At 61.2% G+C, this 15,218-nt stretch carries 10 protein-coding genes; 6 read left to right on the plus strand and 4 right to left on the minus strand.

Annotated features, from left to right (window positions below):
• Window positions 1–162: 162 nt before the first annotated feature.
• The gene (queF, locus tag HWW83_RS14935; protein ID WP_176589394.1) at window positions 163–1,008 is read right to left on the minus strand and encodes an NADPH-dependent 7-cyano-7-deazaguanine reductase QueF; all 846 of its coding nucleotides are present in this window, start codon (window positions 1,006–1,008) and stop codon (window positions 163–165) included.
• 63 nt (window positions 1,009–1,071) lie between these two features.
• Here queF and syd point away from each other — a divergent pair, with 63 nt between their 5' ends.
• Complete coding sequence (syd, locus tag HWW83_RS14940) at window positions 1,072–1,620, plus strand: SecY-interacting protein (RefSeq protein ID WP_033644866.1); 549 nt, start codon at window positions 1,072–1,074, stop codon at window positions 1,618–1,620.
• A gap of 609 nt (window positions 1,621–2,229) precedes the next feature.
• On the opposite strand, the gene HWW83_RS14945 is transcribed toward syd, so the two are convergent.
• Complete coding sequence (locus HWW83_RS14945) at window positions 2,230–3,468, minus strand: MFS transporter (RefSeq protein ID WP_033644867.1); 1,239 nt, start codon at window positions 3,466–3,468, stop codon at window positions 2,230–2,232.
• 178 nt (window positions 3,469–3,646) lie between these two features.
• Between HWW83_RS14945 and HWW83_RS14950 the strand changes: the two genes are divergently transcribed.
• From HWW83_RS14950 to HWW83_RS14970, 5 genes are all read left to right on the plus strand, one after another.
• Window positions 3,647–3,973 carry a YqcC family protein gene (locus tag HWW83_RS14950; protein WP_033644943.1) on the plus strand — a complete coding sequence of 109 codons (327 nt, stop codon included), beginning with the start codon at window positions 3,647–3,649 and terminating at the stop codon, window positions 3,971–3,973.
• Between the two features lie 146 nt (window positions 3,974–4,119).
• Complete coding sequence (locus HWW83_RS14955) at window positions 4,120–10,095, plus strand: alpha-2-macroglobulin (protein ID WP_176589395.1); 5,976 nt, start codon at window positions 4,120–4,122, stop codon at window positions 10,093–10,095.
• Window positions 10,096–10,144: 49 nt separating this feature from the next.
• The gene (gene pbpC, locus HWW83_RS14960) at window positions 10,145–12,493 is read left to right on the plus strand and encodes a penicillin-binding protein 1C (RefSeq protein ID WP_033644869.1); all 2,349 of its coding nucleotides are present in this window, start codon (window positions 10,145–10,147) and stop codon (window positions 12,491–12,493) included.
• A 60-nt stretch (window positions 12,494–12,553) separates the two neighbouring features.
• Window positions 12,554–13,324 carry a tRNA pseudouridine(65) synthase TruC gene (gene truC / locus HWW83_RS14965; RefSeq protein WP_096242852.1) on the plus strand — a complete coding sequence of 257 codons (771 nt, stop codon included), beginning with the start codon at window positions 12,554–12,556 and terminating at the stop codon, window positions 13,322–13,324.
• 33 nt (window positions 13,325–13,357) lie between these two features.
• On the plus strand, window positions 13,358–13,810 hold the full coding sequence (locus HWW83_RS14970) for a flavodoxin (protein ID WP_033644870.1): 453 nt from the start codon (window positions 13,358–13,360) through the stop codon (window positions 13,808–13,810).
• 57 nt (window positions 13,811–13,867) lie between these two features.
• Here HWW83_RS14970 and HWW83_RS14975 read toward each other — a convergent pair whose 3' ends face one another.
• Both HWW83_RS14975 and dapD read right to left on the minus strand, forming a co-directional pair.
• Entirely contained in the window at window positions 13,868–14,257 is a 390-nt protein-coding gene (locus HWW83_RS14975; RefSeq protein WP_004931929.1) for a DUF3461 family protein, read from the minus strand.
• 129 nt (window positions 14,258–14,386) lie between these two features.
• The gene (gene dapD / locus HWW83_RS14980; RefSeq protein WP_004931932.1) at window positions 14,387–15,211 is read right to left on the minus strand and encodes a 2,3,4,5-tetrahydropyridine-2,6-dicarboxylate N-succinyltransferase; all 825 of its coding nucleotides are present in this window, start codon (window positions 15,209–15,211) and stop codon (window positions 14,387–14,389) included.
• Window positions 15,212–15,218: the final 7 nt, after the last annotated feature.

Here is a 15,218-nt window from a genome sequence, read left to right on the forward strand (position 1 = left end):
TAGTAATCCATACGCAGCAAAACAGCATCTCGTTATGGTTGGCGTGCTGCGGCGAAGCGGGCGCTCTGCCCGGCCGCAGCCTCGTTTTAACCTTACCGCCGTCCCTGCGCTTTTACCAACACAAACCGCTCGTTAGCTCAGTTGTTGAGCAATGTTTCGCACTTATTGGCGCGCCAGGCGGCCGTGCTCGGGAGCGAACGCGACGTTGCTGCGCCACGGGTTGATATCCAGTCCGCCGCGGCGGGTATAGCGGGCGTAAACCGTCAGGCTTTGCGGCCGGCAATAGCGCATCAGATCGTTGAAGATGCGCTCGACGCATTGCTCGTGGAATTCGTTGTGGTGGCGGAAGGAAACCAGATAGCGCAGCAGCGCTTCGCGATCGATCTTACCGCCGCGGTAGCTTATCTGCACCGAGCCCCAGTCCGGCTGATGGGTGATCAGGCAGTTGGACTTCAGCAGGTGGCTGACCAATTGCTCTTCCACTACCTCTTCACCGGCGGCGTTCTGCAGGTAGTCGGCGTTGAACTCATAATTGTCGATGCGAATATCCTGCTGGTCGATGCAGTCGCCGGCCAGACGAGCGATCGGGCTGCCTTCCAGTTGGTTGACGCTGAACAGGGTGACGTTCACCTCGCCTTGGGCGCAGGCGGACAGATCGCGTTGCAGCGTGCTGCGCACCGTTTCCCAATCGGCGAACGGCGTTTGGTTGAAGCTGTTGAGATACAGCTTGAAGCTTTTCGATTCGATCAGGTTCAGGCTGTCGGCGTTGAGGCCGATCTCGCCCACCGCCACCTGCGGCAGCCCGTTGGCGTTCAGCCAGGAGAGTTCGTACAGCGTCCAGATGTCCGCGCCGTGGAAGGGCAGGTTGTCGGGATACAGCCCCAGCGGCTCGCGGTTCATGCTGCGCGGCACCGCCTGCAGCAGCGTGGCGTCGTAGCGATCGCGATAGGCGGTGGGTTTGCCCAGCGTCAGCCCTGACAGGGCCTGGTGGTCTTGATATGAGGACATCTGCTGTCACCTCGGTCAGAGATAGGTACAATGGCCGTCAGTTTAACGTATGCGAGAAAGAATATGGACCATGATGTATCGCACGCTCTGCGTGAATTCACTCAACGCTATGTCGAGTTGTGGCAGCAAGAGCGCGGCCACGCGCCGGCCAGCGAGGCGCTGTACGGCGTGCCGTCGCCCTGCATCGTGGAGAATCGCGAGGACGACGTGCTGTGGTTGCCGCAGCCTTTCGAACCGGCGGCGACGCTGGAGAAGGTAGAGGCCGCGCTGGAGCTGCGTTTGCAGCCGGATGCGCACCGTTTCTACACGCAGCAATACGCCGGTGACATGAGCGCGCAATTTGGGGAGCATCGCCTGAGCCTGCTGCAGGTATGGAGCGAAGAGGATTTCATCCGCCTGCAGGAGAATCTGATCGGCCATCTGGTGACGCAAAAGCGCCTCAAATTGTCACCGACCCTCTTCCTGGCGACCACCGAATCCGAGATGACGATGGTGTCGCTGTGCAACGTCAGCGGCAACGTGGTGCTGGAGCAGTTCGGCAGCGATAAGCGCACCTTGTTGGCGGCGACGCTGGGGAATTTCCTCGATGCGCTGCGCCCAGTGCTGGACTAAAGCGCGGCGGATTCGCCGTCGGTCGTGTAAGAGATCTCTCACACGGGCTGTGAGAGATCGCTCTTAATTTTTTTCACCTCTCTTTGGACCATGAGATTATTGTTATCCAGATCAATTGGTTAGAATTTCTTTAGGATAACTCTTAGTCTTAATTTAGTGTGAGACACCTCTCAAACCCTTGTGATTCCGGGAAATTTGAGCGATCTTATCATTACCGGCACGGACCCGGCGGAGCAGGAAAGCATCAGGATGATGCAGCTTCAGGAAGAAGAAAGGGATGCGCTCAGGCAAGAGCGAGGGATGGCGTCAGGAGATGCCCAGGATGTTTCAGGATTGAAACCAAGGACACCTCCAGGACGGAGATTGAGAGCCGGCGCAGGACTGTCGGCGGGTCAGGAAGGCTGAGGAACCGCGTCAGGACGATGCTGCAGGATGATGCAAGGACCACTTGGTCAGGATGGCCGCAGGAAAAGTTTTCAAGGATTGAGCAGGGAGCATGCTGTGTAGCGGGATGGCTATAAAACGAACCGGGGGCACTGTTAACGCAGTGCCCCCAACTTTTTGTTCTATTCCGCCGCGCGTGCGCCCCGTCTCAATCCTTCTTCCGCGTTAACCAATCGCGCCCAGCGTATCGCCTGCGCCCTGTTTTTTCGGCAGCAGGAACAGCGTGGCGTAGATATCCAGCAGGTAAATCGCCGCCAACAGGCTGATGGCGGCGGTAAACGACACCTGCGTCACCAGCGCGCCGATCACCAATGGCCCCAGGCCGCCGACGCCGCGTCCCAGATTGAACAGGATGTTTTGCGCGGTGGCGCGCGCTTGCACCGGGTAGGTATCGGAAATCAACGCGCCGTAACCGCCGATCATGCCGTTGACGAACATGCCCATCACTGCGCCGGCGAACAGCATCAGCATCGGATCGCTCAACTGGGCGTAGCCGATCACCATCACCACCGCGCCGACCTGATACAGCACGAAAATCTTCCAGCGGGCGAAGCGGTCGGCCAGGACGCCGAACAGCCAGATGCCGAACGTCATGCCGACCACCGTCACCGCCGTCCACAGGCCGGACTTGGTGAGCGAGAAGCCGAAGTTTTTCGCCAGATAAGTCGGCATCCAGATCATCAGCCCGTAGTAGCCGAAGTTCTGCACCGAACAGAGAATGAAGATGCCGATGCTGGCCTTGCTGGTGGCGCGATCCTTAAACAGCAGGCGCAAACGCTGAAGGAAGGAGAGCGGCTGCCCGGCGTCTTTCTGCCGCACGAATTCCTCCGGTTCGCCCAGCGTGCGGCGGATCAGGAATGACGCCAGCGCCGGCAGCAGGCCGACCAGGAACATGCCGCGCCAGCCGATATGTTCCAGCAGCAGCGGCGTCAGGAAAGCGGCCGCCAGCACCCCCAACTGCCAGCCCATGCCGACGTAGGCCGAAGCGCGGTTGCGTTTCTCCGCCGGCCAGGCTTCGGCGATCAGCGCCATGCCGATGCCGAACTCGCCGCCCAGCCCGATGCCCGCCAGCGTGCGATAGGCGAGTAGATCCCAATAGCCTTGCGCCACGGCGCACAGGCCGGTGAACAGGGAAAACATCAGGATGGTGATAGTCAGCACCCGGATGCGGCCGAAGCGATCGCTGAGATGGCCGAAGATCACGCCGCCCAGCACTGCGCCGATCAGCGTCCAGGTGACCAGCGAACCGGCGGCCGATGAGGTTAATCCTAATTCGATGCTGATGGCCGGCAGCATAAAGCCGAGGATCAGCAGGTCAAACCCGTCCATGGCGTAACCGGTGACCGAGGCCAGCATGGCCTTACCGGGCGTCGCGTGATTTTTTTTCTCTGTTATTACGGACATGAATCTTTATCTGTGTGGTGAATTCGGTGGGCCTATTGTGCCGCGCGGCGGCGCACGCCACCAGATAAAAACGGCAGCCGGTCTCGGGCGCGCCAAATTTGGGCTATAAAAATGCTATGCTTTGCCGCCTTTCAGCCAGCGAGCTGAATATCATGATGAAAAGAGATCGGGAATGCAGATGAGTATACATAATCAGGTTCGCCGCAGTTTGCAGGCGATTGAACAATCCATGCGCGATTTGGCCTTGTGGCAGGCCGCGCCGCCCGAGCCTGAGGCTTTCTCCAGCACCGAGCCGTTCTGCATCGACAGCATGTCGGCCGAGGCTTGGCTGCAGTGGGTGTTTCTGCCACGCATGTATGCGCTGTTGGACGCCGAAGCGCCGCTGCCGACGCGTTTTGCCATCACGCCTTACTTCGAGGAGGCGTTGAAGGAGCGTGAGCCGAGCAGTCTGCCGCTGTTGGTGCTGCTGCAGCAGTTGGATTTGATGTTGAATAAAGAGCCGTAATTCGCCGGCGGCGCGCAGATTTTTGCCGCCCGGCAGTGTAGAGTACTCGCGCGGATGCCGGGCAGGAGAGCCGACGGCGTCTTTCGGCTCGGTTAAACCGCGGCGGTTGACCGGGGGCTGCATTAGGATGATGAGGTGCTGCAATAATGGATTTATTAAGGTTTATCCTTCGTTTGCCTTTTACCCTGGTTAAGGGCGTTTGCCGCCTGTTGGGTGGGGTCTTGTCGCTGTTGGGGCGGTTGCTGAGACCGCTGGTCGGCAACCTCAGCTGGCGCGCGCCGTCCTGGTGGGCTGCGCTGCCGCGCGGTTTTCTGCGGCTGGAAAGCGGCGTGGATAAACATCCGAAAGCGATCGGTCTGGGCCTGCTGCTGCTGGCAGGCGCCGCGGGCGGCGCGTTTTACGGTTGGCACTGGTGGCAAAATCGGCCTCAGCCGATCGAACCGGCGCCGATGGTGGTTCAGGAGGTCAGCGCATCGCTGGCTAACCCCGCGCCGATAGATTACACCGCCGCCCGGCAAGCGCCACAAACGGTGAGTCTGGCCTTCAGCGGCTCGGTCGCGCCGATCGCCGCGGTGGGCAAAACCGTGAGCGCCGGCATCACCCTCAAACCGACGGCGGAAGGGCAGTGGGCGTGGAACAATGAATCGACGCTGGTGTTCACGCCGAAAAAGCCGCTGCCGATGGGCGCGAAATATGACGTGACCCTCGAGCCCGCTACCTTGCTGGCGCCGCAGGTCAAACTCGCCAAAACCCGCTATGCCTTCACCGTGCCTGCGTTCGGCTACCGTCTGGGGCAGGCCGAGTACTACCGCGATCCGCAGAATGCGCAGAAACGCAGCGCGATTTTCAATCTGCAGTTCAACGCGCCGGTCGACGTCGCCAGCTTTGAAAAACAGATTTCGCTGGGATTGAAAGAAGGCAGCGCCACCTCCGAGAAGAAGCTGAATTTCTCTCTGGTATATGACGAGAAAAAACTGAACGCCTGGGTGCATTCCGAGCCGCTGCAGGCGCTGGATCAGGGCGGCGCGGTACATCTGACCGTCGGCAAGGGCGTTAAATCGACGGCGGCCGGCAACGCGGTCGAAGAGGCGAAAAGCAACTGGGTCAAGGTTCCTACCCTGTACAGCCTGGCGCTGAGCGACGCCAGCGCCCAGGTGGTGGACACCGACGGCGGCAAAGGGCAGCGTGCGCTGGTGGTTGGTTTCAGCGATGCGGTGAAGGATAAAGAGCTGGCGCGAGCCGCGAAAGCCTGGCTGCTGCCGCAGCACGATCCGAGCGATGCCGAGGCCGCCAATGATGCTGAAGACTTTTACCCATGGACGGTAGACAGCGTCGGCAAGAACGTGCTGGCGCAGGCGACGCCGCTGCCGTTGACGCTTAACGAGGCGGAAGAGGCCTATCAGCCGCAGTTCAGCTTCCGTTTTGACGCCCCGGCGCACCGCTTTATGCTGCTCGAGATCGATAACCAGCTGATCTCCGCCGGCGGTTACAAAATGCCGAAGAAGGTTTATCGGGTGGTCGAAGTCCCGGAGTTCCCGAAATCGCTGCAGTTCATGTCGCAGGGCTCGCTGCTGTCGGTCAACGGCGACAAGCAGATCAGCGTGGCGGCGCGCAACGTGGCGGGCCTGCGGCTGGACATCAAGCGGGTGATCCCGAGTCAGCTGCAGCACATTGTTTCCTTCAAAAGCCGGGAATACTCGTCCACGGAATTCAACCGGCTCAACGATGAGTATTTCACCGAGCATTTCAAATACCAGACGGCGCTCAACAACGAGCGGCCGGGGGAAGTGAACTATCAGGGCATCGATCTTTCCCGCTATCTCTCCACCAACGCCAGTTCCCATCGTGGGGTGTTTCTGTTGACGCTGTCGGAATGGCAGCCGAATCGCAAACCGGCGGCGGAAGAGGCGGGCGCCGAGCAGGAGCAGGAACAGGACGAGAGCGCAGGGGAAGAGCAGCCCGACGTCGGCGATTCGCGTTTTGTGGTGGTGACCGATCTGGGCATCGTCGCCAAGAGCTCGCAGGATAAGACGCGCGACGTCTTCGTGCAGTCGATCCAAAGCGGTGCGCCGGTCAGCGGCGCCAACGTATCTGTGGTGGCCAAAAACGGCGTGACGCTGCTCAGCCAAACCACCGGCGCCGACGGCCACGTGCGTTTCCCGGCGCTGGATGTGTACACCAACGAGCGCCAGCCGGTGATGTTCCTGGTGGAGAAAGAAGGGGATGTCTCCTTCCTGCCGACCGGCAGCTCTAACGATCGCGGGCTGGATTTCTCGCGCTTCGACGTTGCCGGTGAACAAACGCCGACCGATCCGCGCACGCTCAGCAGCTACCTGTTCTCCGACCGCGGCGTGTATCGGCCGGGAGACACCTTCAATATCGGCCTGATCACTCGCGCCGCCGACTGGCGCGTTGGCCTCGCCGGTGTGCCGGTGCGCGCAGAAATTCGCGATCCGCGCGACAAGCTGATGTCCACCGTGCCGCTGACGCTGGGCGCCAGCGGTTTCAACGAACTGAGCTATACCACCGATGAAAACTCGCCCACCGGCGAGTGGAACGTTTATCTGTATCTGATCGGCAAAAACAACGACACCTCCACGCTGCTCGGCCATACCGCAGTCAATGTGAAGGAGTTCGAGCCGGATCAACTGAAAGTGAAGCTGGCGTTGACGCCGGACCGCCAGCAAGGCTGGGTCAAGCCGTCTGAGCTGAAGGCCAGCATCGATGTGCAGAACCTGTTCGGCACCCCGGCGCAAGATCGCCGTGTGACCACCAGGCTGACGCTGCGGCCAATGTATCCGAGCTTCGATCGCTTCCCGGATTATGCGTTCTACGAAAACCGACAAAACAGCGACGGGTTCGAAACCGAGCTGGAAGATCGCACCACCGATGAACACGGCGCGGCTGATATTCCGCTCGATCTGAAATCTTACGCCGACGCCACTTATCAGCTGCAGCTGTTGTCGGAGGCGTTCGTTGCCGGCGGCGGTCGCTCGGTGGCGGCTACCGCCCGTACGCTGGTTTCGCCTTACGATTACCTGATTGGGGTGAAGGCCGACGGCGATCTGGGCTACATCAATCGCGATGCGGAGCGGCATCTGAACGTGATCGCCATTGATCCGGCCTTGAAACAGATCGCCATGCCGAACCTGAAGCAGGTGCTGATCGAACAGAAATACATTTCGGTGCTGACCAAACAGGATTCGGGCGTTTACAAATATCAGTCGAAGATGAAGGAAGTGCAGCTCTCGGAACAGCCGCTGGCGCTGGGCGATCAGGGCGCGGATCTGCGGCTGGCGACCGATAAGCCGGGCGACTTCGTGCTGGTGATCGAAGATGCGCAGGGCAAGACGCTCAACCGCGTCGCCTACAGCGTGGTCGGCAACGCCAACCTGAGTCGTTCGCTGGATCGCAACGCCGAACTGAAGCTAAAACTCAACCAGGCGGAATACCAGCCCGGTGAAGAGATCGAGGTGGCGATTAACGCGCCCTATACCGGCAGCGGCTTGATCACCATCGAGAAGGACAAGGTTTACGCCTGGCAGTGGTTCCACACCGACACCACCAGCTCGGTGCAGACGATCCGCGTGCCGGCCGGCATGGAGGGCAACGGCTACATCAACGTGCAGTTCGTGCGCGACATCAACTCCAGCGAGATCTTCATGAGCCCGCTGAGCTATGGCGTGATGCCGTTCAAGATCAGTACCAAGGCGCGCCAAAACAGCCTTGAGGTGACGGCACCGGAGGTCATCAAACCGGGTGAAAACCTGACGATGACGGTCAAGACCGATGCGCCGCAGCAGGTGGCGCTGTTCGCCGTCGATGAGGGTATTCTGCAGGTGGCGCGTTATCGCCTGAAGGATCCGCTGGAGTTCTTCTTCAGCAAGCGCGAACTGAACGTGAGCAGCTCGCAGATCCTCGATCTGATCCTGCCGGAATTCAGCAAGCTGATGGCGCTGACCGCGGCGCCGGGCGGCGATGCGGGCGAAGGGCTGGATCTCAACCTCAACCCGTTCAAGCGCAAGCGCGATAAGCCGGTGGCCTATTGGTCCGGCATTACCGAGGTCAGCGGCGAGAAACAGTTCGTCTATCCGGTGCCGGATTACTTCAACGGCAAGATCCGCGTCATGGCGATTTCGGTGACGCCGGAGAAAATCGGCAAGGCGCAAACCGCCGCTACGGTGCGCGACAGCTTCATCATGACGCCGAACGTGCCGGCGATGGTGGCGCCGGGCGATGAGTTCGACGTCAGCGTGGGCGTCAGCAACAACCTCGAAGGGCTGAACGGCCAGTCGGTGGCCATCAACGTCCTGCTGACGCCGCCGCCGCAATTGGAGGTGGTGGGCAACGCGACGCAAAGCCTGACGCTAGCGGAAAAACGCGAGGGCGTGATCGCCTTCCGTCTGCGCGCCAAAGCCGTTTTGGGCGATGCGCCGCTGGTGTTCGACGCCCGTTACGGCGACCAGGCCAGCCGTCGCACCGTCAGCACCTCGGTGCGGCCGGCGGCGCCGTACCGTACTCAATCGGTGATGGGGCGCATGAGCGGCGGCAGCCAGAACGTCGATGGCCTGCGCCAGATGTTCGACGCTTTCGCGCAGCGCCGGGCGGCAGTGTCGAATTCGCCGCTGGTGCTGACCAGCGGGTTGGCGCAATACCTGGCGGATTATCCGTATTACTGTTCCGAGCAGATCGTCAGCCGTTCCATTCCGCTGATGTTGCAGAGCCGCCATCCAGAGATGAAAGGCAGCCTGAGCCAGGCGGAAGTCAGCAAGCAGCTGCGCAACCTGCTGGGCGTGCTGCGCGCCCGTCAGAACGACAGCGGGGCGATCGGCGCCTGGCGTTCGTCGCCGGATGCCGATCCTTTTGTCACGCCTTATGTGGTGCAATATCTGCTCGAAGCCAAAGCGGCGGGTTACGCCCTGCCGGAAGGCATGCTGGACGAAGCTAACGGCGCGCTGCGCGAGCTAGCGGCCAGCGGTTTCGACGATCTGTATCTGCTGCGCCTGCGTAGTTGGGCGGTCTACCTGCTGACGCTGCAGGGCGAAGTGACCACCAACTCGCTGGCGGCCGTGCAGGATACGCTGCAAAAACGCTATGGCGAAGGGTGGAAAACCGATCTGAGCGCGCTGTATCTGGCCTCTTCCTATCGTTTGTTGAAGATGGACGACGAAGCCGCCGCGCTGTTGCAACCCAGCTGGCAGCAACTGAGCAAAGCCTATGACAGCGCCTGGTGGACGCAGAACTATTTCGATCCGCTGGTGCAGGATGCGACGCGGTTGTATTTGATTACCCGTCACTTCCCTGAGAAGGTGGCGTCGATTCCGCCGCAGGTGCTGGAGAATATGGTCAAGGCACTGAAGGAAGAGCGTTATACCACCTACTCCTCTGCAATGAGCATCCTGGCGCTGGAAAGCTATTCGGCCCAGGTGGCGGCGCAATCCGCCAATGCGGACGCGTTAGGCATCGTGCAGGTGGGCAAAAGCGGCGGCGACCCGCAGCGCATCAGTGAGCTGCAGGGGCTGTTCGTTCAGGGGCAGTTCAACGTCGATGCCACCGCCGTGCGCTTCACCAACGGCGGCAGCGCGCCGGCCTGGTATGTGGTGACGCAGGCCGGTTACGATCTGAACGCGCCGCAAAAAGCGCTGTCGCGCGGGATTGAGATCGTCCGCGAGTACACCGACGAACAGGGCAAACCGGTGACGCAGGTGACGCTGGGGCAGAAGATCAACGTCCATCTGAAGGTGCGCGCCAACTCGAAAGAGGGGCAGAGCAACCTGGCGATTGTCGATCTGCTGCCGGGCGGGTTCGAAGTGGTGCAGCAGACGCCGCCGGAACCGGCCGATGCCGGTGAGGAGAGCGACGATCGCGGCGGCTGGCAGTCGCCGCTGGCCGCCACCGGCTCCACCTGGGCGCCGGATTACAGCGACATCCGTGAAGATCGGGTGATTATCTACGGCAGCGCCGGCACCGAGGTGCAGGAGTTCGTCTATCAGATCAAGGCCACCAATACCGGCAGCTTTATTATTCCACCGGCCTACGGCGAAGCCATGTATGACCGAGAAGTGCAGGCCATGTCGGCCGGCGGCGGCAAGCTGGTGGTGGTGCCGGCGGGCAACGACTAGGCCGTATCCGGCGCCAGGCCAGCGTCTGGCGCCGGAATGCTGAGAACGTATGAAGATCCTGACCGGGCGCGTGCTGCAAAACGGCTTGATGGCGGTGTTTTTACTGGCGCTGCTGTTGACCGCAATTCGGCTGTGGCCGCATCCGCCCCTGTGGCAGGGGCTGCCGCAGTCTTCCGTTTATTACGACAGGCACGGCGCGCTGCTGCGCATTACGCTGGCCAACGACGATCGCTACCGGCTGTGGACCCCGCTGGAGCAAGTGTCGCCGCTGGCGGTGCGCGGGTTGCTGCTGCACGAAGATCGTTGGTTCTACTATAACCCCGGCTTTAACCCTGTCAGCCTGATGCGCGGTTTCTGGCGCAGCTATGTCGCCGGCGGCAAAATGCAGGGCGGTTCGACCATCAGCATGCAGCTGGCGCGGATGCGCTGGCATCTCAATACCCGTACGCCGGGCGGCAAGGTGTTGCAGGTGCTGCGTGCGGTGCAGCTGGAACTGAGCTACTCCAAGCGCGATATCCTGGAAGCCTATTTGAATTACGCGCCCTACGGCCGCAACATTGAAAGCATCGGCGCCGCCAGCCTGATCTATTTCGCCAAGCCGCCGCGGGAGTTGACTCTGCCGGAGGCGCTGACGCTGGCGGTCTTGCCGCAGTCACCCAGCTACCGTCTGGAGCCGAAAACCGGCGTGCTCGGCGCGGCGTTGACGCAGGCGCGCAATCGTCTGTTCCAGCGTTGGCAGCGGGTTTACCCCACCGACGCCAGCCAGCAAACGCTGTTCCGCCTGCCGTTGGCGCTGCGGCAGCCTGAACAAGTGCCTTATATCGCACCGCACTTTATCGAACAGCTGCGCCTGCAGACGCAGCAACTGGTGCAGCGCGATACCCGCGTAGACACGACGCTGGACGCCGGGCTGCAGCGGCTGGTCGAACGGCAGGTCAACGCTTTTATCGCCCGCAACCGCAGCCGCGGCATCCAAAACGCCGCGGTGCTGCTGGTGGACAGCCGCGATATGGGGGTGCGCGCGCTGGTGGGCTCGGCGGACTATTACAATCGTCCGATCCAGGGGCAGGTGAACGGCACCAACGCCAAGCGTTCGCCGGGATCGACGCTGAAGCCGTTCATCTACGCGCTGGGCATGGAGCAGGGCGTGCTGCATCCGATGACCATTCTGAAAGACGTGCCTTCGTCGTTCGGCGCCTATGCGCCGGAAAATTTCGACCGGCGTTTTCTCGGCCCGGTGACCGCCACCGACGCGCTGAATTTCAGCCGTAACATCCCGGCGGTCTATGTCGCCTCACAGCTGCGTCAGCCGACCTTTTATCAGTTTTTGCGCCTGACCGGCGTCGCCAATATGGCCAATGAGAGCCACTACGGACTGTCGCTGGTGCTGGGCGGCGGCGAGGTGACGGCGCAGGAACTGGCGAAGCTGTACGCGTTGCTGGCGAACCGCGGCGAGCTGCGGCCGCTGCGATTGCGGCTGAACGAGGGTGAACCGAGGCCGGTGCGGCTGTTGAGCGAGGAGGCCAGTTTCATCACGCTGGATATGCTGCGCCAGCACCGGCGGCCGGGCGATACGCTGGCGCAGCGTTCTTCGTCGCTGCCGGTGTACTGGAAGACCGGCACCTCATGGGGCTTTCGCGACGCCTGGAGCGTCGGGATTTTCGGCCCTTACGTGCTGGTGGTGTGGGAAGGCAACTTCGATGGGCGCGGCAACAATGCGTTGGTCGGCGCCGAGGCGGCCGCGCCGCTGTTTTTCAATATCATCGACAGCGTCAACGCCAGCTATCCCGCCCTGCGGGAACCGAAACATCCGTTCCCCAAGCGGCTGCGGCGGGTAGACATCTGTCTCGCCAGCGGCGATCTGCCGACGCCGTGGTGCCAGCAAAAGGGCAAGACCTGGTTCATTCCCGGCAAGTCGCCGATCAAGGTAGACAGCGTCTACCGGCCGGTGGTGCTGGATATTCACAGCGGCGAGGTTGTTTGCCCGCCGTATGACGCGGCGCAGACCCGCACCGAAATTTTTGAATTCTGGCCTTCCGATTTGGCCAACGTGTTCGCCCAGGCCGGGCTGCCGAAGCGGGCGCCGCCGGTCAATCGCTGCAAGGACAACGGCATCGCCGTCGGCGGCAACGCGCCGCGCATCACCTCGCCGTTGAAAAACACCACTTATACCCTGCGCCAGTCGCAACAGGGACGGGACAAAATCGCCTTCAATGCGGTGACGGACGCCGACAGCAAGACGGTGTACTGGTTCGTCGACGATATCTATCTCGGCAGCAGCGCCAGCAAAAAACCGATCGACTGGCGGCCGATCAACAACGGGCGCTACCGCATTCGAGCGGTGGACGATCGCGGCCGCGCCGATACGCGCCTGGTGACCATCGAATGGGTGAACTAGCGTTGCGTCTCATGCCTGTTATACTCGCGCCCGAAACGGCTATTGACCTGGGAATGCGATGTGATTGAGATTTTGTATCAGGATGAACACCTGGTGGCGGTGAACAAACCGTCGGGCTGGTTGGTGCACCGCAGTTGGCTGGACCGTCATGAAACTCGCTTTATGATGCAGACGGTGCGCGATCAGCTCGGGAAGCACGTCTTTACCGTGCACCGTCTCGATCGTCCGACGTCCGGCGTGCTGCTGATGGCGCTCTCCAGCGAGGTGGCGCGCCTGCTGTCGCAGCAGTTCGAGCAGCATCAGGTGCAGAAAACCTACCATGCGGTGGTGCGCGGTTACGTGCAGGAGGAGGCGACCCTCGACTACCCGCTGACGGCGGAGCTGGATAAAATCGCCGATAAACATGCCGATGCCGACAAGGGGCCGCAGCCGGCCGTGACGCACTACCGGCCGTTGGCGCAGGTAGAGATGCCGGTGGCCGTCGGCCGCTACGCCAGCGCGCGTTACAGTCTGGTGGAACTGCAGCCGGAAACCGGCCGCAAACATCAGCTGCGGCGCCATATGGCGCACCTGCGCCACCCGATCATCGGCGACAGCAAGCACGGCGATCTGCGGCAGAATCGCGGGATGGCGCAGCATTTCGGTTGCCCGCGCCTGATGCTGCACGCCAGCCATCTGCAGCTGACGCACCCGGTGACCGGCGAGCCGCTGCAGGTAACGGCGCGCTGGGACGAGGCCTGGCAAGGGGGGATGGCGCAGTTCGGCTGGGCGGGGGTATTCCCTGAACTTGCCGGGGTTGAGTTTAACGCGGCTAACGGTCAGGATAGCTGACAATTTTTAAAGGTAATGAAGGGAGTAGGAGCCATGGCTCAGGTTGGTATCTTCGTGGGAACGGTCTACGGCAATTCGCTGCTGGTGGCGGAAGAGGCGCAAAACATCCTCAGCGAGCAGGGCCATGAGGTCAAACTGTTCGAAGAGGGCACGCTGGAGGCCTGGCAGTTTTATCGTCAGCACTACGCGCTGGTGATCACCTCCACCACCGGGCAGGGCGATCTGCCGGACAGCATCGCGCCGCTGTTCCACGCTATCCGCGATCAGGTTGGCTATCAGCCGGAGCTGCGCTATGGGCTGATCGCCCTCGGTGACAGCAGCTATGACCACTTCTGCGGCGCCGGGCGCACGTTCGATGCGCTGCTGCAGGAACAGGGCGCCACCCGCGTTGGCGAAGTGCTGGAAATCGATGCGATGGAACAGCCGGAGCCGGAAGTGGCCGCCTGCCCGTGGGTCGAGCAGTGGGGCACGCTGCTGCAGTCATAACGTAAAAAGGCGCCGCAAAAGGGCGCCTTAACGATGATGCGGGTCAACCGATCCGCATTATTTGCCGCGGGTGAGTTTTTCCAGATCGGCTTCGATCTCGGCAATCTTGTGCGACACCACGCCTTCGAGATGGCGCAGGTCGTCGAGGATTTTACGCTTCAGATCCACTTCCACCTGATCGCGCTGGCACAGCTGATCCAGCTCGTCGATCACGTAACGCAGGTTCGGGTTGATCTCGTGAATTTCCTTGTAGCCCTGGCCGGCGTTGTCCGCCACCACGGTTTTACGCTGGCGCGGATACTTGAACTTCACGCTCTTGGCGAAGAACTCGCCCTTGTCCTTGCGGAAATAGATCTTGAGGATGTCGTTGTTGGCCTCTTGACGCAGGCTATAGCGATCGACGTCTTCCGGTTGATTGATGCCCAAACTCTTCAAGTTATCGTACATACTGCGCCCTCTTTAGATGTGATCGTTATATTCCACGACTGCGATTATGGCGGAAAGCGAGATCTGCGACTGTGACTGCCAGCGAAACGCAGACAAAAAAATAGCGGGTGAATCACCCGCTATTTCAATTTAGTCGATAGTACGCAATAACTCATTAATGCCGACTTTACCGCGCGTTTTGGCGTCGACTTTCTTGACGATCACCGCGCAGTACAGGCTGTAAGAACCGTCTTTCGACGGCAGGTTGCCGGAAACCACCACCGAGCCCGCCGGCACGCGGCCGTAATGGATTTCGCCGGTCTCGCGGTCATAGATGCGGGTGCTCTGGCCGAGGTAGACGCCCATCGAAATCACCGAGCCTTCTTCCACGATCACGCCTTCCACCACTTCGGAACGCGCGCCGATGAAGCAGTTGTCTTCGATGATGGTCGGGTTGGCCTGTAGCGGCTCGAGCACGCCGCCGATGCCGACGCCGCCGGACAGGTGAACGTTTTTGCCGATCTGCGCGCAAGAACCGACGGTGGCCCAGGTGTCGACCATGGTGCCTTCGTCGACGTAGGCGCCGATGTTAACGTAAGACGGCATCAGCACGGTGTTGCGAGCGATGAACGCGCCCTGGCGCACGGTGGCCGGCGGCACGACGCGGAAGCCTTCCTTCTGGAAGCGTGCTTCGTCGTAGTCGGCGAATTTCATCGGCACTTTGTCGTAGTAGCGGGTTTCCGCGCCGTCCATCACCTTGTTGTCGTTGATGCGGAAAGAGAGCAGCACGGCTTTCTTCAGCCACTGGTGGGTGACCCATTGACCGTCGATCTTCTCGGCGACGCGTAGGGCGCCGCTGTCCAGCAGGCCGATCACCTGGTTTACCGCTTCGCGCGTTACGGTGTCTACGTTCGCCGGGGTGATGTCCGCACGGCGTTCGAAGGCGCTTTCAATAACGTTCTGTAATTGCTGCATGCTGTTC

This window comes from Serratia ureilytica (assembly GCF_013375155.1).
In the GTDB taxonomy this organism is placed as follows: domain Bacteria; phylum Pseudomonadota; class Gammaproteobacteria; order Enterobacterales; family Enterobacteriaceae; genus Serratia; species Serratia ureilytica.

What these genes read in the sequence shown, in the direction of transcription:
- HWW83_RS14945 (WP_033644867.1), bottom strand. Translation starts at nt 3,468, where the DNA reads ATGTCCGTAATAACAGAGAAAAAAAATCACGCGACGCCCGGTAAGGCC.
- HWW83_RS14955 (WP_176589395.1), top strand. Translation starts at nt 4,120, where the DNA reads ATGGATTTATTAAGGTTTATCCTTCGTTTGCCTTTTACCCTGGTTAAG.
- dapD (WP_004931932.1), bottom strand. Translation starts at nt 15,211, where the DNA reads ATGCAGCAATTACAGAACGTTATTGAAAGCGCCTTCGAACGCCGTGCG.
- syd (WP_033644866.1), top strand. Translation starts at nt 1,072, where the DNA reads ATGGACCATGATGTATCGCACGCTCTGCGTGAATTCACTCAACGCTAT.
- HWW83_RS14975 (WP_004931929.1), bottom strand. Translation starts at nt 14,257, where the DNA reads ATGTACGATAACTTGAAGAGTTTGGGCATCAATCAACCGGAAGACGTC.
- HWW83_RS14950 (WP_033644943.1), top strand. Translation starts at nt 3,647, where the DNA reads ATGAGTATACATAATCAGGTTCGCCGCAGTTTGCAGGCGATTGAACAA.
- HWW83_RS14970 (WP_033644870.1), top strand. Translation starts at nt 13,358, where the DNA reads ATGGCTCAGGTTGGTATCTTCGTGGGAACGGTCTACGGCAATTCGCTG.
- pbpC (WP_033644869.1), top strand. Translation starts at nt 10,145, where the DNA reads ATGAAGATCCTGACCGGGCGCGTGCTGCAAAACGGCTTGATGGCGGTG.
- queF (WP_176589394.1), bottom strand. Translation starts at nt 1,008, where the DNA reads ATGTCCTCATATCAAGACCACCAGGCCCTGTCAGGGCTGACGCTGGGC.